This is a genomic window from Mesorhizobium sp. Root552 (assembly GCF_001427285.1).
Lineage (GTDB): Bacteria > Pseudomonadota > Alphaproteobacteria > Rhizobiales > Rhizobiaceae > Mesorhizobium.
In genome coordinates, this window is record NZ_LMFV01000062.1 from 157460 (window position 1) to 177375 (window position 19916).

The window sequence follows — 19916 nt, forward strand, 5'->3', positions numbered from 1 at the left end:
AGGCATGGCAATCTCACCGCCCCGAAACCGACTTTGGTGGAACGAACCGATCGAGCGTGTCGAGATCGGGTGGATCGTTGTCGCCTTCCTGTGGGGCCTGTTCATGTTCTTCTTCATGATCGCCTGGCACTTCATTGGCGGTCAAAATCTCTCGACGGAAACCTACCGCATCAAGCCGCCAGCTTATGAAGAAAAGGTCGTGGCCTTCGCTGAAAAATACCAGGTCGCGGAGGAAGACGGCACGCCGGTAGTTCGTCCGCCGGCAGGCGAGGACGTCTATCTGCTCGCCCGGTTATGGGAGTGGTGGCCGCTGCTCGAGCTGAAGAAGGGGCAGAGCTATCGCATCCATCTCTCGTCGCTCGACTGGCAACACGGCTTCTCGCTGCAGCCCGTCAACATAAACATCTCAGTTCATCCCGGTTACGAGCAGATCATCACGCTGACGCCGACCCAGGCGGGCGAGTTCGGCATTGCCTGCAACGAATATTGCGGCATCGGCCACCACATGATGACCGGCCGCATCCGCGTTGTCGAATAGCTCATAGGAGAGGGATCATGGCAGCTATAGACGCGCCCTATCCAGGATCGGCAGCGGCTGCTGCCATCTTTCGCACCTGTCGCTTCACGGGCCTCAAGGTCGATATCGCCGCTCAGCGGTTGATCATGGCCAATGCGGTTGCGGCAGTAGTGTTCTTGGCCGTCGGCGGCGTGATGGGCCTGTTGGTCGCTCTCACGCGATGGCCGGCGGTTCACCTGTTGCCGTCCGAATGGTTCTACCTCGTGCTCACCGGACACGGCGCCAACGTGCTTTTGTTCTGGATCATCTTCTTCGAAATCGCGATCCTTTACTTCGCTTCCGCGGTGCTGCTCGGCTCTCGAATCGCAACACCGAAGATCGCATGGGCGGCTTTCGTCCTGATGCTGGTTGGCGCGGTGATGACCAATGTCGCCGTGTTCCAGGGCGATTCAAGCGTCATGTTTACGTCCTATCCGCCCATGCAGGCATCGCCGCATTTTTATCTCGGCCTGATCATATTCGCTGTCGGGGCACTCATCGGCGTAGGCATCTTCTTCGGCACGCTGGTGATTGCGCATGGCGAACACACCTATGAGGGCTCTATCCCGCTTGTCACGTTCGGCGCGCTGACGGCGGCAATCATCGCCGTGTTCACGCTGGCCTCTGGCGCAATCATCCTCATTCCGACCTACCTGTGGTCGCTTGGTCTCATCACCGAAATCGACCCGCTGATGTACAAGGTCGTGTGGTGGGGAATGGGCCACTCCTCGCAGCAGATCAATGTCGCCGCGCATGTGTCGGTGTGGTACGCCATCGGCGCACTCACCATCGGCGCCAAGCCACTGTCCGAGAAGGTGAGCCGCTCGGCCTTCCTGCTTTACATCCTGTTCCTGCAACTTGCCTCGGCGCACCATCTCCTGGCCGATCCGGGCATGAGCGCGACCTGGAAAATCGTCAACACCAGCTACCTCATGTATCTCGCCGTGCTTGGTTCGTTGATCCACGGCCTGACAGTGCCCGGTGCGCTCGAGGCCGCCCAGCGCCGCAATGGCTACACCAAGGGCGCCTTCGAGTGGCTGCGCAAGGCACCGTGGGGCAACCCCGCCTTTGCCGGCATGTTCCTGTCACTCGTCATGTTCGGCTTCATTGGCGGCATCTCTGGCGTGGTGCTCGGCACGGAACAGCTCAACCTCTTGATGCACAACACCATTTACGTCCCAGGTCATTTCCACGGGACGGTGGTAGCTGGCACGACGCTGGCTTTCATGGCGATGACCTATTACGTGCTGCCGCTGATCTTCCAGCGCGACGTCATCTGGCCGAAGCTTGCGCGCTGGCAGCCCTATCTGTTCGGCATCGGGGCTGCCGGCATCTCCCTGTTCATGATGGGGGCAGGGACGCTGGGAATACCGCGCCGCCACTGGGATATCACGCTGACCGACGCCATGCATCCGTTCGACCTGCCTTCGGGCGGCTTCCTGATGATGGGATTGAACGGGCTCTCAGCCGTGATCGCGGCCGCCGGCGGCATCCTCTATATCGTCATCACGGTCGGCACGGTTCTGTGGGGCAAGCGCCTCGACAAGGGAGACGCGCCGCTGAACTTCCCGCTGCACAAGCAGGCGGCGACCGTGGCCGAATACGGTAGCCACACCACTGTGAAGTTGCCGGGCACCATCATTCTGGTCTCGATCTTCTTCCTCTCGTTCGTCCTCTACTACTTCGTCAACTGGAAGTACCTGTCGGAAATCTGGCTTCTGCGCTGACGCGAAAACTGGAGGGATCAGGCATGCTTGCCGCCGCAAGGATTGTTGTCACTCTCCTCAAACTGAGGATAGGCGTTGCCATCGCAGCAAGCGCGCTTGCCGGCCTCGCTGCCACCTCCGGGGAGCCGGCCTCGCTTGCCCAGATCGCGGCGCTTACGCTGGCGGTGCTTGGGGCGGCGGGTGCCGCCGGGGCGTTCAACCACTACTATGAGCGCGACAGCGACCGCATGATGGTGCGCACCGCCGGGCGTCCGTTCGCAAGCGGGCAACTCAAGCCTGGGCTGGTCTGGCCGGTGACGTTCGCCGCGTTGCTCGGCGCGTCGATCATGCTTGCCTGGGCGTCGTCAGGTGGCGTGGCCGCACTCTATGTCTTTCTGGGCGCGATCACCTACGGGCTCTTCTATACCGTCTGGCTGAAGCGTCGCACGACATGGAACATTGTCGTCGGTGGGTTGGCGGGCTCTTTTGCCGTCCTGGCCGGTGCCGCCGCAATCGATCCCGCCCCGCAATGGGTGCCAAGCATTCTCGCCGTCGTCCTGTTCCTGTGGACGCCTCCACACTTCTGGAGCCTCGCCGCAGCAAAGGCCGACGACTACGCCGCTGCAGGCGTTCCGATGCTGCCGGTCGTCGCGCCGCAACGGGAATGGACAATCGCGATCCTGAGCTACACGGCCACCCTTTCCGTCCTGTCGCTCGTTCCGCTCTGGTTCGGCATGGGCTGGATCTACGGCGTGTTCGCCGCGGCCGGGGGAGGTTGGTTCCTGTGGAAGAGCTGGCAACTCCACCGTGCGCCGTCGCGCAAGGCTGCAATAGCCAATTTCCTCGCTTCACTGGTGCAGCTTCTGCTGCTGGTGAGCGGCATCTTCCTGTCGGCACTGGTGGAATGATTTTCATGCCTTTGCGTGCGGTGGGCGTGGCAGCTTTGCTGCTTGGCTTTCTGGCAACCGGTACGATTTCAGCGGCCACCCGCATCGATCCGGCTGAGGCGCTTGAACGAAGCGAGGCAGCTATAGGCACCGTGACAGGTGACCACCGGTTACTCCGGTCCGACGGACGCCAGTTGATGCTGTCGGAACTCAGGGGAAAGCCGCTGGTGCTGAGCCTGATCTACACGAGTTGCAGCACCGTCTGCCCGACCGGCACAGAGACGCTGAAGATCTCGGTGGCAAAGGCGCGCAAGGCGTTGGGCAACGGCTCCTTCGCCGTACTGACGCTTGGTTTCGATGCGCGCAACGATACTCCCCAGCGCATGCACGCCTTCGCCGTGGATCACAGCATCGACGGCGATCCGCTCTGGCAGGTGGCAAGTGCTTCGCCGACTGTACTCACCGCTCTGCTCGACCAGGTTGGCTTCAGCTACGCCGGGGCCGCCGGCGGCTTCGACCATGTTACGCAGACGACGATTCTCGATGCCGACGGCCGCGTCTATCGCCAGGTTTACGGTGACGATTTTCCGCTTCCCGTTCTGGTCGAGCCGTTGAAGGAGCTGGTCTTCGGCACCACTGCCGCTTCTTTTACGCCGACGGCGCTGGTCGACCGGCTGCGCTTTCTCTGCACTGTCTACGATCCCAAGTCGGGCCGCTACCGCACCGACTACGGCATCTACATGGGCATGACTGCCGGCGCTCTGTCGCTCGTTTTGATGGCGTGGATCATCATACGCATGTGGCGTGGCAACCGTCGGGCAGAGCGGGCGAGGGCCTGACCGTGGCAGCGAGCCGGAAGAACGCCAACGACTGGCTACCGCTACGCCTGCTCAAGATTGGCTTGCGCCGGGGTTTCGATGTTCTGGAGCGGGGGGCGGAGCGGCTATTTTCACCGGCGCTCAACCCGCTGGCGCAGATTGGCGCGATCTCCTTTTTCCTGTTCTGGATCGTCGCGGTCAGTGGCATCTATCTTTTCATCTTCTTCGATACCGGCATTGTCGATGCCTATTCCTCGGTCGAATGGATCAGCGGTCCGCAATGGTATCATGCCGGCGTGATGCGCAGCTTCCACCGCTACGCCTCCGACCTGATGGTTGTGAGCGTAGCGGTGCATTTGCTGCGAGAATTTTCGCTCGACCGCTATCGCGGCACGCGCTGGTTCTCCTGGTTCACCGGCATCCCGCTGATCTGGTTCCTCTACATTTCCGGCATCACCGGCTACTGGCTGGTGTGGGACATGCTGGCGCAATATGTGGCGCAGGTGTCGGCGAAGCTGCTCGACATATTCCCGGTTTTCGGCGAGCCGCTGGCCCGCAATTTCCTGACCCCTGAGCATCTGAGCAGCCGCTTCTTCTCCCTGCTGGTGTTCCTGCATATCGCTGTGCCGCTTATCCTCCTGCTCGGCATGTGGATTCATATCCAGCGTATCTCGCGGCCGAAGGTGAATCCGCCACGGCTGCTTGCGGTGCTCATCCTTGCGGCGCTCCTGGCAGTTTCGCTGTGGAAGCCGGCGCTGAGCCAAGGGCCGGCCGATCTGACGCGCGTGCCGGTCGAGCTCGGGCTGGACTGGCTGTTCCTGCCTCTCTATCCGCTGGCCGAGACGTGGGGCGAATGGGGCCTGTGGGGATTGCTCGTCGGCGTTTCCGTCATGCTTGCGGCCATGCCGTGGTTGCCGCCGTTCCGGCGGGCACCAGCAGCCGAAGTAGACCTGCCCAATTGCAACGGCTGCAACCGTTGCGTGGAGGACTGCCCTTACGAGGCGATCCGGCTGGTGCCGCGCACCGACGGCGAGCCGTTTCCGCACCAAGCCGAGGTCAGTGCAGACCTCTGCGTCTCCTGCGGTATCTGCATGGGCTCCTGTCCTTCATCGACGCCGTTCCGTCGCGTGCAGGATCTCAAGACCGGCATCGACTTGCCCGGCCAACCACTCAGCGAGGTGCGCGAGAGCGTGATTGCCGCTGCCGCCGAGTTGAAGGGCGAGCATCGCGTGATGGTGCTTGCCTGCGAACACGGTGCCGGTGGAGCGGATATTGGCGGCGTCGTCACTTTCCCATGCGTGGCCATGGTGCCGCCGTCGCTGATCGACTTCGCGCTGAGCAAGAATCTAGCCGACGGCATAGTCGTTGCCGGATGCAGCGAGAGCGCCTGCTACAACCGTCTCGGCGTCGAGTGGACAAAGCAGCGCTTTGCAGGTGCGCGAGACCCCTATTTGCGCAAGCGCGTCCCGCGTGACCGGCTCGCCACGATATGGGCATCTCCCTTCGAGAGCGGGCGCTATGAGACCGAGAAGGAGGCCTTCACCGCTCGCCTTGCAACGCTGGAAAGAACCGCGCCCACCTTGATGCAGGCAGAAGAGGACAAGCCTCGCCTGGAGGCGGAAGGATGATAAACGCAGTCAAAATGCTTGCCCGACTGGCTGTGCTGGCGTTCGTTTTCGTGGGCGTAGCGGCCCTCTCGAATTGGCCCGCCTATCATAGCCTGCCCGAAGGGACTGGGGTGCTTACCCTCTCTTTCAGCCACGGTGCCGACAGGCGCGCATCCTGTCGCAAGGCAACGCCCGAGGAACTCGCCAACATGCCGCCCAACATGCGTCGCCCGGAAATCTGTCCGCGCGACCGGCCATCGATCCGGGTAAAATTCGATATCGACGGCAAGCGCATGTACGAGGCAGACGTGCCGCCTTCCGGGATTGCAGGCGACGGGCCGTCGCGGGTCCACCAACGTTTCGTTCTGCCTGCCGGGAGTTATGACGTTGCGATCCGCATGAGCGAGCGCTCGGAAGGTGATTTTGCGTGGACCGGCGAACGGACGATCCAGATCGATCCGGGCGCGAACCGCGTCATCGATTTCCGCGCCACTGCCGGTGGCTTCGTGTTCCACTGACACTAGAAACAAGGAGCATGCGATGGGCCTGATCGAATGGAAAAGCCACTACAGCGTCGGCGTCGAGGCGGTTGACCACGAGCATCGCGAGTTGATCGACCTCATCAACGAATTGCACGAGCAACTGGTCGCCGACGCGGAAAAGCCCGATGTGGCGGCGTTTCTCGGCGAGATTTTCCGCGGCATCTCCGCCCATTTCGCGCTTGAGGAGAAGTTCATGCGCGAGCACCGTTATGACCAGCTTGATGAGCACAAGCAGGCGCATGAGCAGCTTCTGGAGGACATTCGCGACATCATGGACGGCTACGAAGCCGATCCCGAATCGGGCTCGCGTCAGCTTTCACAGCGCCTCGATGACTGGTTCACCCGGCATTTCAGGACACATGACGCGCGGCTTCATCATCGTCTTGGCACGCACGACCACTAGAGTTTCCAAGGGGCGTGCGCTTGGATGTGTTTGAGCCTGCACAACGACCTTTCCACAGCTGCAGGATAGGGAAGGTTCAAGTGCGTCACGGCTCTGGCTGGCGCGTGAATCTCAGAAAAGGACCGCCATGCGCCGGACGTCGGACAAGCCACCCCCGGAATGGGACCCTCGGTCGGGCGAGGTGCTTTCCGACCAGATCGAGGCATATGACAGGGTGCGCCGCCGCTGCCCGGTTGCATACAGCGACTATCTAGGCTGGTCGCTGTTTCGGCACGAGGATGTAGTGCGCGCCCTGGAAGATCATCATACCTTCTCGAGCGTTGTCTCTACACATCTTTCCGTGCCCAGTGGCATGGATCCACCCGCGCATACCGCGTACCGGCAATTGATCGAACAGCATTTCGATCCTTCGCGTGTCGAGGCGTTTGAGCCGCTCTGCAGGACCATCAGTGCCGACCTCGTGGCCAACCTGAAAAGGGAAGCGGAGATCGATTTGGTGACGCAGCTTGCTCAGCTTTTTGCAATCCAGATCCAGTGCGCTTTTCTCGGCTGGCCGGCGAGATTGCATGGGCCATTGCTTTTGTGGGTCCGCAAGAACCATCGGGCCACCTTGGCAAGGGACACCAAGGCTATGGCGGCGATAGCGCTTGAGTTCGATGGCTACATCAGCGAGTTGCTGGAAGAGCGGCTCGACGCTGGACCAGACGCGCCGGACGACATCACGACGGAGCTGTTGCGGCAAAAGATCGAGGGCAGGTTGCTCAATCATGAGGAGATCGTCAGCATCCTGCGCAACTGGACCGTTGGCGAATTGGGCACCATAACCGCGTGCGTGGGAATTCTGGTCCATTATCTTGCAGAGAAGTCCGACCTTCAGCAGCAACTCAGAGAGAGCCCGTATCTCCTACCTGCCGCCATAGATGAAATACTGCGGATTCACGCGCCATTGATCTCCAATCGTCGCGTCACGACCACGGAGGTGGACATTGGCGGGCGCAAGATCGGGGCAGGGGAGCGCATAACGCTCATGTGGGCATCGGCGAACCGCGATGAAGCGGTTTTCGGCGACCCCGATGAATTCCGCCTTGATCGCGATCCTTCACAAAACCTTCTCTATGGCCGAGGCATCCATGTCTGTCCCGGTGCGCAGCTTGCGCGGCTGGAACTGCGTGTAGTCATGGAGGAGTTGCTGAAGGCTACCCGGCAAATCGCACTTGCACCGGGCCGAACCCCGGAAATTGCGGTCTATCCTGCGAGTGGATTTTCGTCGCTGATTGCACGCATATCTTGACGTTTCTGCTTCGAAACCCGGCCCCATCTTTTTTGTTCCGGCTCAACGAACCTAGGTAGCGTTTGTTCTATCCATGACCAAACAGCATCTTCGTGTGCTTGCGACAGCGAAGCGCCCGAGACCCGCTCAAAGGGAGGTTGGCAATGATCAACGCAATCCAGACAGCAACGAAATTTACGGTCGTCTACGTCAAGGACTGGATGGCAAGGGCTGCGTCACTTCGTGAGTTCGAACAGATTGCCCCGGAAGACAGGGCTCGCACCTTGCGGGACTGGAACCTGACGCCGTTCGAATTCGGGAGCGCAATGCAGCAGGCATTCGCATCGCAGGATCTACTCTCTGGAGCAATGCGCGCGCTCAACCTCGAACAGGGCCAGCTCAGTTCCCGCCACGCGGCGTGGTATCAGGACATGCAAAGGAGCTGCGTGACATGCCCCCACCGCAGCCGGTGCCAGCATGAACTCATGACATCGGGTTTCGCTAGCAACTACCGGAATTTCTGCGCAAACCATGCCAATTTCGCGGAGATATTGACCGACAGCCGAAAAACGCCCCAAGGCGCTTCCTTGGCGGCGTAAGGCTGTTCAGTCCCGGCTTTGTCACTCCGCTGCAGTCGCGCGGCTAGCACCTGCTTCGCCTCGGTAATAGCCGTCCACGAGAATGCCCGGCAGGTTCATGCAGCTCAGGAGGAAGCGCGCTTCGTCAGGGGTCGACTTTCCCTCGGCCACGGGCTGGTAGATTTTCGCTACCTCCACCATGTCGCAGTCGTGGGGCGAAAGGCGCAGGCGGCGCACGCCGTGGCCGGTGAGCCTATCCGCATTGTCCACCACCGCATGCACCTGAGCCGACAATGTCTGGACACCGTTGATGGCCAGGAATGCCTGGTCGTCGAGCGTATCGACCACCAGCCCATCGGGGTCCTTCTCGCAGGTGAACTGGCACGAATCCTTATGCAGCCCATGGAGGCGCGCATGATAACAGCGGCCGGAAAGTGCGAGCGGCAATCGCCCGAAAGCAAACATCTCGAAATCGGCTTCGGGGCATGCCGCCGCGATCGTGCTGACGGTCGCCAGCGATAGCTCGACGGGAGGGCAGATCGTGGTCGCCCCATGCCGGATTAGAAAGCGCGCCGTCGCCTCGTTGTAGACGTTGAGAAACGGACCGGTCACGAATGCTCTGCCGGAACGGGCAGGAATTGCGGTGATGTCGTTGACCTCGACCAGCCGCTCGTCGGTGCAAAGTTCCTGAACCGCACGTCGTTCACGTGTCGTGGCGGGAGCTGCCAAAGTGGACAGTACGACCTCCTTGCCGCCGCGTTCCAGCCTTTCGATGATATCGGGCCAAGCCGGATCAGAGAACGGCATTCGCTTGCCGCAGACGACCTCACCGACATGGACGCGCTGCACCGGTGCTTCATCTGCGATGCGGAAGTAGAAGCTTTTCAGCTTCTCGGCCGGCCAATGGAAAAAGAGAGGCCCCAAGGTCAAAGCGACTGGCTGCATGAATTTATCTCCAGGCCTTGCGATAGGCGCCGGTTGTCTGGCGACCGCCTTCGGACATGCTTGCGAGGATACTGTCGATCTCGACCGCGTCGCCGCCGCTCTCGGCGACATCGACCGCTTTCCTGAAAGCGCGTACCACTTCCGTCACGTAGCCTTTGCCGCGCTGGCGCCCCTCGATCTTGAGGGCTGTGACGCCCGCCGCCTTGAGCGATACAAGCATGCTGCCGGCATTGAGGCTGACTGGATCCTCGAACAGGTAACCGGTCTTGCCGCCGGCATTGAACCTGCCCTTGCACAAGGTCGGGTAACCTGCCGGTTCATCGGGTTCGTAGCGGTCTATGGTGAAGTCGGCGAGCTTGGCGGCTGTGCCATTCTTATCCTCGACATAGCTCACCATTTCGGGCGGCGAGCACACTCCATTGAGATTTGGAGATTTGCCTGCGCCATAAGACGACAGGTAACACCGCCCCTCGATCATCACGCACAGGCCTCCAAAGACGAAAGCTTCGGTTTCGACGTTTATTGCCCTGTTAAGCGCACCGATCTCCTGCACGGAAAGTACGCGCGGCAGCACCACGCGCCGAACGCCAAATGCCTGCGCGTAGAACTGGATCGATTCCGGCGTTGCCGCCGCAGCTTGCACGGACAAATGAAGGCGGGTTTTTGGATGGTTCTGGGCCATATGATCCAGCACGGCGATATCGGCCGCAATCACCGCGTCGGCGCGGCATCGGACAGCGGTATCGGCCGCTCTTCGCCAGGCGTCCGTATTGCCAGCGCGCGCAAAGGTGTTGATGGCGACCAGTACCTTTTTGCCGTGGTGGTGGGCAAAGCGTATCCCCGCTGCCAGTTCTTCCGCCGAGAAGTTGAGACCCGGGAAGTTGCGGGCGTTCGTCTCGTCTCGAAACCCGCAATAAACTGCATCTGCGCCAGCCTGCACTGCAGCGCGCAAGGTTGCGGGAGTACCGGCGGGGCAGACCAGTTCCATGCGCTTGTTACCGGTCATGAGTGTGTCCCTGCTCAACGCTCGCGCCGACGGCAATTCGCCTGGCAAAGGCCAATCCGCCGAGGATGCCGGTGTCGGCAATGTGCGCAAGCTGGCCACCAATTCCGAGCATATCCGATGGGCGCAGCTCCGCATCTTCTATGGCATTTCGGAGTGCAACGACGGCTTCGGTGCGCCCACTGACGGAGATCGAGCGATGGAAAAACAACGCGTCTCCGTCCAGCGTCCCGTCCAGGATGCCAAGCAGCATCAGTATCGGGCCGCGGATGATGACGTCGTTGGGTTCACTTACGGTTTTGCCGGTCGCTCGTACGATGGAAGCCGGTCCATCCGGGACGACAGAGAAGGCGAAAGGCAGATCGGTCGGGTCGATGAGAAAACGGGCTTTGCGATGTTCGCCCAGCCGCTCGAATGCTTGCGGCCTTCGCCGTGCCAGCGATCGCAGCGATATGGTCAGCAAAGGGCCGAGGGGCTGGCCGGAAAAAGACGGCAAGAAGCGCCGGATGAACCCTGGCAAACTCGCGTCGTCTTTCGTCACTCTCTATGCCTCCTGCCACTGATGCAGGCACGTTAAATTGGGCGGGCGGAATTGAGTTTGCGCCGCAGCAAAAAGAAACCAGTATTTTAATTAACCGACTAAGAAATCTGTGGTGGAGCGCTGGTTTCTTTGCGCGCCCTCAACGTCGGTTCGCCGCTGTCGTGACAAGGTGGCGTCGTCGGCGGATCAACTGCCGCCGGATTGTTCATGTATCAGCGCAGACTTCCCCATTTTCCCACTCTCGGCTCATTCCTGTCCTATCTGGAGGGCAGGCATGCGTTGAGTATGGTTGCAGCGCCCGTCTCGACGCGGCTTGAACTCACCGAACTGCATCGAAGGGTGATTTCCGCCAATGGGCCGGCGCTTCGCCTAACACGACCGCTTGACTCCAATGCACGCCTCTCAACGCTGCCTGTGGTGGCGAACCTGTTTGGCACCAAGGAGCGCGTGGCCTGGGGGCTCGGCACCGAGCCGGATGGGCTTGAAGATCTGGGTGCGCTGCTTTCATGGATGCGTTCGCCGCAGCCGCCACGGAATTTCAGCCAGGCTCGCCTGCTTTTGCCCGCTGCGCTCAACGCGCTTCAGGCGAGGCCCAAGATTGTCGGCGCGCCGAAGGAGTGGAGAGCTGTCGATCCGGACTTCTCGCTGCTGCCGATCCAGACATGCTGGCCCGGAGATGCAGGCCCTCTCATCACCTGGCCGATAGTGGTGAGCCGTCCGCCGGGCGAGGACGACACCAGCGCCTACAATCTGGGTGTCTACCGCATGCAGGTTATAGGCCGCGACCGCGCCATCGTGCGCTGGCTGCCGATGCGCGGCGGCGCAGCCCATCATCGCATGTGGAAGGCAGCCGGCAGGGAAATGCCCTTGGCAATAGTCATCGGAGCGGATCCGGCGACCTTGCTCGCCTCGGTCATGCCGGCACCCGAAGGTGTGTCGGAGCTTGCTCTCTCGGGCATTATCGGCAACCGTCGTGTAGCACTTGCTCCCTGTGCCAGCATCGAGCTCAACGTGCCGACTAGCGCGGAAATCGTCCTTGAAGGCTTGGTTTCCCCTACCGAGACTGCGCTCGAAGGGCCGTTCGGCGACCATACCGGGTACTATAACGCGCCTGAGCAATACCCCGTATTCAAGCTCTTGCGCGTGCGCATGCGTGACAGCGCGAATTATCTGACCACCTTCACGGGCCGTGCGCCCGACGAGCCGTCTGTCATGGGAGCCGCGCTTCTCGACGTATTCAAGCCGCTGGTGCGCCAGCAGATACCTGAAATCGTCGATCTCTGGCTTCCGCCCGAAGCATGTTCCTACAGAATGGCCGTGATCTCGATCAGCAAGAAATATGCGGGACAGGCGCGGCGCGTCATGATGGGTTTCTGGTCGCTGCTGCCGCAATTCTCCATGACCAAGATGATCGTCGTGGTGGACGACGACATCGACATCCGCTCGTGGCAGGATGTGATGTGGGCGCTTGCCACGCGTATGGATCCTTCGCGCGACGTTCTTCTCGCTGATCGCACGCCCATCGACCAGCTCGACTTTGCCTCGCCGCTTGAAGGTCTTGGTGGAAAGATCGGCTTCGACGCAACAGGCAAGATCGGTGCCGAAACCAGCCGCGAGTGGGGCGTGAAACTGGATATGGATGCAGCTATCGCCCGGCAGGTCGAGCAGCGCTGGGCGGAGTTCTTTCCGGCCGGCTCGGTGGAGGCGGTATGCGCAAGCGCCTGATCGTCGGCGTAACCGGGGCCTCGGGATCGGCCCTGGCGTTGGAAACGCTTTTGCAGCTTGCGGCCGCCAAAGTGGAAACGCATCTGGTCATTTCGCAGAGTGCGCAATTGACCATAGACCATGAGCTTGGAAGCGATGGTGTTGGCCGCATGAGGGCGGCAGCGGATCACGTGCATTCGTGTCGCAACCTGGCGGCCCCGATTGCCAGCGGCTCGTTCCGCACGGAAGGCATGATCGTGGTGCCTTGCTCGATGCGGAGCCTCGCCACGATGGCCTATGGCGTGGGCGACAGCCTCCTGACAAGGGCAGCCGATGTGGTGTTGAAGGAGCGGCGGCGGCTGGTCGTCGCGCCGCGCGAGGCGCCTTTGCATGAAGGCCATCTTGAGGCCATGCTGAAGCTTTCCAGAATGGGTGCGACTATCGCCCCGCCCGTACCGCCCTTCTACACGCGGCCAGCTTCCATCGAGGATCTGTTGCGCGAAATTGTAGCTCGGCTGATAAATTGGGCGGGCATCGACCCCGGCGGGCAGATGACGCGGTGGGAAGGCTTGTCCTGACAAGGGCGGCGGGGGACTGTCGGCTTCTGCAACTTGGAACCGCAGCCATATCCCTCCTGGAGACAGCGGGGTAACGGACGTTTTGGCTTTGAGAGATGGTGCCCCCGGCAGGAATCGAACCCGCGACCTTCGGTTTACAAAACCGCTGCTCTACCAGCTGAGCTACAAGGGCATGGCGCTCCGGTTAGCATATTTGCCGCTCCAGTAAAGACAAATGTCCTGACGCAGCCGCTTCAACCATCAACCGAGCATGAAAATCCGACGATTGCTTCCTACATCCTGTATTGGTCGCACAATCCCGGAGTGGAGGGAGCTCGATGATCCGATTTGTCGTGATTGCCTTGATCGTTCTTGCCGTCTGGCTGGTTCTCCTCAACGTTTTGCGACTTTTGAGGCGGAAGAACATCGACTGGACGGGTATCGCGGCAATGATCGGGTTTGTGGCGCTTGCCTTCTATCTCCATCACGTCACGGGCATGGGCTGGTAGTCGTGAAAAGGTGCTTGCGATTGGCCTGTCCGCCCGGAGGCGTCAGGCCTTGCCGCCGATCATGGCGGTGATCGCCGCCGCGGCATCGCGCACCGCTGGCCCAATCTCAAAAAGCCTTTCCGGTGTTACCCGAACCGTCGGGCCTGAAACGGAGACGCCACCGACCGGCTCGCCGAACTCGTTGAAGATCGCGGCCGCCACGCAACGCATGCCGAAATTGCGCTCCTCGTCATCGACCGACCAGCCGCGCGCCTTGATCTCGGCAAGATTGCGGGTGAGGGCGGGCATCGTCGAAAGCGTTTTTTCGGTGAAGGCTTCCAAGCCGGCCTTCTTGATGATTGCCGCGACGCGTTCTTCGTCCAGATGCGCCAGAACTGCCTTGCCGATGCCTGAGGCATGGAAGGCCGTTCGCGTACCCGGTCTGAAGAATGCGCGGATTGCCTGATGGGTCTCGACCTGGCTGACGAACACCACGCAGTCGTCTTCCGCCACGCCGAGATTGGCGGTTTCCCCCGTCTTTTCCATCAAATCCTGCATCACGATGCGGGCGCGGTCGACCAGCTTGCGGCTGCGCAGGAATGCCGACCCCATGCGGTAGGTTTCGACGCCGATCGACCAGAGCTGCTCCGTCTTGTCGAACTCGACCATGCCGTGGTTCTCAAGCGTGGTCAGCATCCGATAGGCGGTGGAGGCGGCGATGCCGGAACTATCTGCAATCTCGCTCAGTGAAAGCCCGCTGCCTTCCGCCACGATTGCCAGAATGCGGAGCGCGCGGTCGAGCGCTTGCACCGACCCTGTTTCGGCAGATGTATTGAACGAGCGTGGTCGCCCACGCTGGCGCTTTTCGACCGTATCCATTCCCGCATATTGACCGAGTTTTCCCGTAGCGCAATGAAAAAATATTTTATTCCGTTTGCAGCGATGTAAACTGAAAAACGGAAATACAAGCCTATTCAGTATGTTGGCTAGTTTTCATAGAAATGAAAAATTATTTTGAAAAAATTGAAAACTCGCGCAGCGAATGGCAGAGTCGGGGTCATCAAGATCATCTCCGATAGAGGATACTGCCATGGCTAGAATGCGCGCCGTCGATGCCGCCGTTCTCGTTCTCGAAAAGGAAGGCATTTCATGCGCCTTCGGCGTGCCGGGAGCCGCCATCAACCCGCTCTATTCGGCCTTGAAGGCGCGGGGCACGGTCCGTCACGTGCTGGCGCGCCATGTCGAAGGCGCTTCGCACATGGCTGAGGGCTACACGCGCGCCAAGGCAGGCAATATCGGTGTGTGCATCGGCACATCCGGTCCAGCCGGTACCGACATGATCACTGGCCTGTATTCGGCTTCCGCCGATTCAATTCCTATCCTTTGCATCACCGGGCAGGCGCCGCGCGCCCGTCTCAACAAGGAAGATTTCCAGGCGGTCGATATCGCGGCCATCGCTGCTCCGGTCTGCAAGTGGGCAGTCACAGTCATGGAGCCGTACCTGGTTCCGATGGTGCTGCAGAAGGCATTCCACCTGATGCGCTCGTCGCGTCCGGGACCGGTGTTGGTCGACCTGCCCGTCGATGTCCAACTTGCCGAGATCGACTTCGACATCGACGCATACGAGCCGTTGCAGGTCTTCAAGCCAACGCTGACGCGGACGCAGGCCGAAAAGGCATTGTCGATGCTGAATGAGGCGGAAAAGCCGCTGATCGTCGCTGGCGGGGGCATCATCAATGCCGATGCGTCCGACCTTCTCATCGAGTTCGCCGAGATCACCGGTGTTCCGGTCGTTCCGACCCTGATGGGGTGGGGGACGATCCCGGACGATCATCGTCTGATGGCCGGCATGTGTGGACTGCAGACTTCACACCGCTACGGCAATGCGACGATGCTGGCCTCGGATTTTGTCTTCGGCATCGGCAACCGCTGGGCAAACCGGCATACCGGTTCAGTCGAGACCTATACCAAGGGCAAGAAGTTCGTTCACGTGGACATCGAGCCGACACAGATCGGCCGTGTCTTCGCGCCTGATCTTGGCCTGGTGTCGGATGCAGGAGCAGCATTGAAGATGCTGCTGGATGTCGCCACGGAGTGGAAGACGGCCGGCAAATTGCGCGACTGGTCCGGCTGGGCCAAGGAATGCCAGCAGCGCAAGAAGACCATGAAGCGCAAGACGCACTTCGACCAGGTGCCGTTGAAGCCGCAGCGCGTCTACGAGGAGATGACCAAGGCCTTCGGACGCGACACCACTTTTGTCACCACCATTGGGTTGAGCCAGATTGCCGGCGCTCAGTTCCTGCACGTCTACAAGCCCCGCAACTGGATCAATTGCGGCCAGGCCGGGCCTCTTGGCTGGACGCTGCCGGCGGCGCTGGGCGTTCGCGCGGCGCGTCCCGATGCAAATATCGTTGCCCTGTCGGGCGACTACGATTTCCAGTTCATGATCGAGGAACTGGCAGTCGGCGCCCAGCACAAGCTGCCTTACATCCACGTTCTGGTGAACAACGCCTATCTCGGCCTTATCCGTCAGGCGCAGCGCGGGTTCTCGATGGATTATGAGGTGAGCCTCGCCTTCGAGAATATCAATTCGTCCGGCGATGCCGAAGCCGGCTATGGCGTCGATCATGTCGCTGTCGCCGAGGCGATGGGCTGCAAGGCAATCCGTGTTCGCAAGCCGGAGGAATTTGCCAACGCCTTTGCCGAAGCCGAACGCCTGATGAAGGAACATCAGGTGCCGGTGGTGCTCGAATTCATTCTCGAGCGTGTCACCAACATTTCGATGGGCACCGAGATCGACAATATCACCGAATTCGAAGAGCTTGCCGAAAGGAACGAGGACGCGCCTTCCGCCATCCTCCTGCTCGATTGAATCAGTTTGTAAGGAAATACTGCCATGCCACGGTTTTCAGCCAATCTTTCGATGCTTTTCAACGAGCATGATTTCCTCGACCGCTTCGATGCAGCAGCCCGCGCGGGCTTCAAGGGGGTCGAATATCTGGGGCCATACGACCATGCCCCCGACGTGGTGGCCGCTCGCCTGAAGAAGAACGGCCTCAGCCAGGTGCTGTTCAACGTTCCCTCCGGCGACTGGGCCAAGGGCGAGCGCGGAATCGCCGTTTTGCCCGACCGGGTCGAGGAGTTTCGCGCCGGCGTCGACAAGGCCATAACCTACGCCAAGGCGCTGGGTTGCCCGCAGGTCAACTGCCTTGCCGGCATTGCGCCGGCTGGCGTAGCCCGCGAGGAGCTGGAAAAGGCTTTCGTCGGCAACCTCAAATTTGCCGCTGAAAAGCTTGGCCAGGCCGGCATTCGCCTTTTGATCGAGCCGATCAACACGCGCGACATTCCGGGCTTCTTCCTGACCAATACCCGGCAGGGGCTCGACCTGATCGAAAAGGTCGGCTCGCCGAACCTCTATTTGCAGTATGACATCTACCACATGCAGATCATGGAGGGGGATCTCGCCCGTACGATAGAGGCGAACCTTGGCCGCATCGCGCATATCCAGCTTGCGGACAATCCCGGCCGTCGCGAGCCGGGTACGGGCGAGATCAACTATCCGTTCCTCTACGACCTGATTGATCGCCTCGGTTACTCGGGCTGGGTCGGCGCGGAATACAAGCCGAATGCCGGCACCGAAGCCGGGCTTGGCTGGTTCAAGCCGTTCGCCGGCAAGGGCAGTGTTGCCGCCTGATTGAAAAGACCATCGGAGAAGAACAATGGAAAAGATCGGCTTCATCGGCCTTGGCATTATGGGTGCGCCGATGGCGGGGCACCTTCTGGATGCCGGCTATACGGTTATTACCACTGACCATAGGTCGAAGGCTCCGGCGGACCTCGTCGCCAAGGGCCTGAAGACCGTTACCGGCAACAACGCGGTCGCCAAGGCCGCCGACATCATCATCACCATGGTTCCCGACACGCCTCAGGTGGATGAAGTGCTGTTTGGTGAAAACGGTGTCGCTGCAGGTTTGTCCAATGGCAAACTCGTGGTGGACATGAGCTCGATCTCGCCGATCGCCACCAAGGAGTTTGCCAAGAATGTCAATGCGCTTGGCTGCGACTATCTCGATGCGCCCGTGTCTGGCGGCGAGGTCGGCGCCAAGGCGGCATCACTGACGATCATGGTCGGTGGCGAGGAGAAGCCGTTCGAGCGGGCAAAGCCGGTCTTCGAGAAGATGGGCAAGAACATCACGCTTGTGGGTCCAAACAGTGTCGGCCAGACCACCAAGGTGGCGAACCAGATCGTGGTCGCGCTGACCATCGAAGCCGTGGCCGAGGCGCTGGTGTTTGCATCAAAGGCTGGTGCCGACCCGGCCAAGGTACGCCAGGCGCTGATGGGTGGGCTGGCTTCGTCGCGCATTCTTGAGGTTCACGGCGAGCGCATGATCAAGCGCACCTTTGCGCCCGGTTTCCGCATCGAACTTCACCAGAAGGACCTGAACCTTGCGCTGGAAGGCGCGAAGTCGCTGGGCGTCTCGCTGCCCAACACTTCGACCACGCAGCAACTCTTCAACTCCTGCGCCGCCAATGGCGGAGGAAAGGACGATCATTCCGGGCTGGTCAAGGCGCTGGAGCGGATGGCCGGACACGACGTTGCATAACCGATAAAGCAGGTGGCGAACGGATTTCTGGTTCCGTTCCCAACGGGGTTCGTTCGCCGCCTGCCGCTATTTCAGGAATTTTCTTGCCGCATAGAGTGCAACAGCCGTGGCGTTCGACACGTTGAGCGAGCGGATAGCCCCCGGCATGTCGAGACGTGCCAGCGCGGTGACGGTTTCACGGGTCTTCTGGCGCAGTCCCTTGCCCTCGGCTCCCAGCACCAAGGCGATCTTTTCGCCCGAAAAGGTCTCTTCCAGCTCTGCCGGCCCGTCGGAATCCAAGCCTATGGTCTGGAAGCCGGCTTCGTGCAACTGGCCAAGCGCATCGGCAAGATTGCGCACCTCGATCTGGTCGATGTGTTCGAGCGCACCGGATGCGGATTTCGCCAGCACGCCGGATTCGGTTGGACTATGGCGAGCGGTGGTGATCAGCGCGCCCGCACCGAAAGCGACCGCCGAGCGCAGGATCGCGCCGACATTGTGCGGATCGGTAACCTGATCGAGAACCAGTATCAGATTTGTTTCGCCGAGCGCGTCCAGCCGTTTTGGCTTCAGTGGTTCAGCTTCGATCAGGACGCCTTGGTGCACGGCATCAGAACCCGTGATCTTGTCGATGTCGCGCGGTTCGGCAAACTCTGCCGGAAAGGACAGGGCGGCAACGTCTTCGATGCCAAGCCGCTCGGCTGCATTGCGCGTTACCAGCATCTTGCGAATCTTGCGGCGCGGGTTGTCCAGCGCGGCACGCACGGTGTGCAGCCCATAAAGCCGCACCAATCCATCTTCCACCTGTTCGCCCGGCGGTTGCGCGGGTCGCGAACGGAAGGCAGGCGTGCCGCCGGCCTTCTCGTCGCGGTAAGCGCGCCGTAGTTTGGCATAGTGGGAATCTTTTGGAGTTCCGGCCAGTTTGCCGGGCTTTTTGGGATCGGTCATGCGGGTTCTATAGCGGTGTCATCCCACTTTGCCTATGGCCGTCGGCGGTGGCACAAGAACTGCGACGAAAAAGGCCTGCTTCGCGGTTGACACTCCAGAACCTTGCGGCCATAAGGCGCTTCGCGGATTTCGGGCTGCGGGAATGTTTTCCGGGATCGGTGAAATGCCTCGCAGCAAGTCTCCGTCGGCAGACTGGAGGAGTGCCCGAGTGGTTAAAGGGGACGGACTGTAAATCCGTTGGCTTAGCCTACGTTGGTTCGAATCCAACCTCCTCCACCACTGCCGGACCGGAGACCAAGCGGCGCGGGTGTAGCTCAATGGTAGAGCAGCAGCCTTCCAAGCTGAATACGAGGGTTCGATTCCCTTCACCCGCTCCAGACAACTTTCTCCCAGATAGTTCCAATTTTGCGGAATCGCCTCGAGAGCGCAGCTTTGAACCTCGGTGCTTGCCAGTCGCGTTTTGAGCCTTTCGGCTGTTCTGGATGACCTACGTTCAGCGCGGCAGGTAAGACCCTTAAATTCCTGTGTGCCCCACACTATATCTGGCCGATCACCACAGTTGGACGTGCAAGAGAATTGCTGCGGCGGCGGTTCTGGCAAAAACGCTTGTGTTTTTGGGCCGTTGTCGCTAATCGCCCCGCATCCGACTGAACCAAGGTCCTCGCGCCCAAGGAAAGAGACTATGGCAAAAGGTAAATTCGAGCGCACGAAGCCTCATGTGAACATTGGCACGATTGGTCACGTTGACCATGGCAAGACGTCGTTGACGGCCGCGATCAC

Annotated in this window: 21 protein-coding genes and 3 tRNA genes; 18 read left to right on the forward strand and 6 right to left on the reverse strand. The window is 60.6% G+C overall.

What is annotated here, in order from left to right; translation table 11 throughout:
- Positions 1 to 4: 4 nt before the first annotated feature.
- From ASD50_RS21615 to ASD50_RS21655, 9 genes are all read left to right on the forward strand, one after another.
- Positions 5 to 538 (forward strand): cytochrome c oxidase subunit II, encoded by a 534-nt coding sequence (locus tag ASD50_RS21615; protein ID WP_056246256.1) that lies wholly within the window; start codon positions 5 to 7, stop codon positions 536 to 538.
- Between the two features lie 17 nt (positions 539 to 555).
- Positions 556 to 2283, forward strand: coding sequence for a cbb3-type cytochrome c oxidase subunit I (locus tag ASD50_RS21620; RefSeq protein ID WP_056246259.1), 1728 nt, complete (start codon positions 556 to 558; stop codon positions 2281 to 2283).
- Positions 2284 to 2306: 23 nt separating this feature from the next.
- Positions 2307 to 3170: a heme o synthase gene (gene cyoE, locus ASD50_RS21625; protein ID WP_056246262.1), complete on the forward strand. Its 864-nt coding sequence runs from the start codon at positions 2307 to 2309 to the stop codon at positions 3168 to 3170.
- A gap of 5 nt (positions 3171 to 3175) precedes the next feature.
- The gene (locus ASD50_RS21630) at positions 3176 to 3988 is read left to right on the forward strand and encodes an SCO family protein (RefSeq protein ID WP_162252047.1); all 813 of its coding nucleotides are present in this window, start codon (positions 3176 to 3178) and stop codon (positions 3986 to 3988) included.
- Positions 3989 to 3990: 2 nt separating this feature from the next.
- Positions 3991 to 5595, forward strand: a complete 1605-nt coding sequence (locus ASD50_RS21635) for a cytochrome b N-terminal domain-containing protein (protein ID WP_244484612.1) — start codon at positions 3991 to 3993, stop codon at positions 5593 to 5595.
- Positions 5592 to 6092: a hypothetical protein gene (locus tag ASD50_RS21640; protein WP_056246272.1), complete on the forward strand. Its 501-nt coding sequence runs from the start codon at positions 5592 to 5594 to the stop codon at positions 6090 to 6092. The genes ASD50_RS21635 and ASD50_RS21640 overlap by 4 nt, the downstream gene beginning before the upstream one ends.
- A gap of 22 nt (positions 6093 to 6114) precedes the next feature.
- Positions 6115 to 6519 (forward strand): bacteriohemerythrin, encoded by a 405-nt coding sequence (locus ASD50_RS21645; protein ID WP_056246274.1) that lies wholly within the window; start codon positions 6115 to 6117, stop codon positions 6517 to 6519.
- 127 nt (positions 6520 to 6646) lie between these two features.
- Positions 6647 to 7810, forward strand: coding sequence for a cytochrome P450 (locus ASD50_RS21650; protein WP_056246278.1), 1164 nt, complete (start codon positions 6647 to 6649; stop codon positions 7808 to 7810).
- 143 nt (positions 7811 to 7953) lie between these two features.
- On the forward strand, positions 7954 to 8388 hold the full coding sequence (locus tag ASD50_RS21655) for a hypothetical protein (RefSeq protein WP_056246281.1): 435 nt from the start codon (positions 7954 to 7956) through the stop codon (positions 8386 to 8388).
- Positions 8389 to 8409: 21 nt separating this feature from the next.
- Here the strand turns inward: ASD50_RS21655 and ubiV are convergent, their stop codons facing one another.
- From ubiV to ubiT, 3 genes are read right to left on the reverse strand one after another with little or no spacing between them, the layout of a single operon-like run.
- Positions 8410 to 9312, reverse strand: a complete 903-nt coding sequence (ubiV, locus tag ASD50_RS21660; RefSeq protein ID WP_056246284.1) for a ubiquinone anaerobic biosynthesis protein UbiV — start codon at positions 9310 to 9312, stop codon at positions 8410 to 8412.
- Between the two features lie 4 nt (positions 9313 to 9316).
- Entirely contained in the window at positions 9317 to 10300 is a 984-nt protein-coding gene (ubiU, locus tag ASD50_RS21665) for a ubiquinone anaerobic biosynthesis protein UbiU (RefSeq protein WP_156465219.1), read from the reverse strand.
- A gap of 7 nt (positions 10301 to 10307) precedes the next feature.
- The gene (gene ubiT / locus ASD50_RS21670; RefSeq protein ID WP_056246290.1) at positions 10308 to 10856 is read right to left on the reverse strand and encodes a ubiquinone anaerobic biosynthesis accessory factor UbiT; all 549 of its coding nucleotides are present in this window, start codon (positions 10854 to 10856) and stop codon (positions 10308 to 10310) included.
- Between the two features lie 207 nt (positions 10857 to 11063).
- Here ubiT and ASD50_RS21675 point away from each other — a divergent pair, with 207 nt between their 5' ends.
- The gene (locus ASD50_RS21675) at positions 11064 to 12581 is read left to right on the forward strand and encodes a UbiD family decarboxylase (protein WP_056246293.1); all 1518 of its coding nucleotides are present in this window, start codon (positions 11064 to 11066) and stop codon (positions 12579 to 12581) included.
- Entirely contained in the window at positions 12566 to 13138 is a 573-nt protein-coding gene (locus ASD50_RS21680; protein ID WP_056246296.1) for a UbiX family flavin prenyltransferase, read from the forward strand. The genes ASD50_RS21675 and ASD50_RS21680 overlap by 16 nt, the downstream gene beginning before the upstream one ends.
- 96 nt (positions 13139 to 13234) lie before the next feature.
- Here the strand turns inward: ASD50_RS21680 and ASD50_RS21685 are convergent.
- A tRNA-Thr gene (locus tag ASD50_RS21685) sits at positions 13235 to 13310 on the reverse strand.
- 145 nt (positions 13311 to 13455) lie between these two features.
- Here ASD50_RS21685 and ASD50_RS23585 point away from each other — a divergent pair.
- Positions 13456 to 13626, forward strand: coding sequence for a hypothetical protein (locus tag ASD50_RS23585; protein ID WP_164480456.1), 171 nt, complete (start codon positions 13456 to 13458; stop codon positions 13624 to 13626).
- 42 nt (positions 13627 to 13668) lie between these two features.
- On the opposite strand, the gene bhcR is transcribed toward ASD50_RS23585, so the two are convergent.
- On the reverse strand, positions 13669 to 14484 hold the full coding sequence (gene bhcR, locus ASD50_RS21690; protein WP_056246299.1) for an HTH-type transcriptional regulator BhcR: 816 nt from the start codon (positions 14482 to 14484) through the stop codon (positions 13669 to 13671).
- Between the two features lie 211 nt (positions 14485 to 14695).
- On the opposite strand from bhcR, the gene gcl reads away from it, so the two are divergent.
- The 3 genes from gcl to ASD50_RS21705 are packed head-to-tail and all read left to right on the forward strand — an operon-like array spanning position 14696 to position 18209.
- Positions 14696 to 16477, forward strand: coding sequence for a glyoxylate carboligase (gene gcl / locus ASD50_RS21695; protein WP_056246302.1), 1782 nt, complete (start codon positions 14696 to 14698; stop codon positions 16475 to 16477).
- A gap of 24 nt (positions 16478 to 16501) precedes the next feature.
- Positions 16502 to 17299 (forward strand): 2-oxo-tetronate isomerase, encoded by a 798-nt coding sequence (otnI, locus tag ASD50_RS21700; RefSeq protein ID WP_056246305.1) that lies wholly within the window; start codon positions 16502 to 16504, stop codon positions 17297 to 17299.
- Between the two features lie 25 nt (positions 17300 to 17324).
- Positions 17325 to 18209 (forward strand): 2-hydroxy-3-oxopropionate reductase, encoded by an 885-nt coding sequence (locus ASD50_RS21705; protein ID WP_056246308.1) that lies wholly within the window; start codon positions 17325 to 17327, stop codon positions 18207 to 18209.
- Between the two features lie 66 nt (positions 18210 to 18275).
- On the opposite strand, the gene ASD50_RS21710 is transcribed toward ASD50_RS21705, so the two are convergent.
- Positions 18276 to 19136 carry a TrmH family RNA methyltransferase gene (locus ASD50_RS21710; RefSeq protein ID WP_056246312.1) on the reverse strand — a complete coding sequence of 287 codons (861 nt, stop codon included), beginning with the start codon at positions 19134 to 19136 and terminating at the stop codon, positions 18276 to 18278.
- Between the two features lie 194 nt (positions 19137 to 19330).
- Here ASD50_RS21710 and ASD50_RS21715 point away from each other — a divergent pair.
- The 3 genes from ASD50_RS21715 to ASD50_RS22830 all read left to right on the forward strand — a co-directional run.
- Positions 19331 to 19415, forward strand: a tRNA-Tyr gene (locus tag ASD50_RS21715).
- A gap of 24 nt (positions 19416 to 19439) precedes the next feature.
- A tRNA-Gly gene (locus ASD50_RS21720) sits at positions 19440 to 19513 on the forward strand.
- 305 nt (positions 19514 to 19818) lie between these two features.
- Positions 19819 to 19916: GTP-binding protein (locus tag ASD50_RS22830; protein ID WP_036253268.1), on the forward strand; the 98-nt coding region annotated here is incomplete at its 3' end.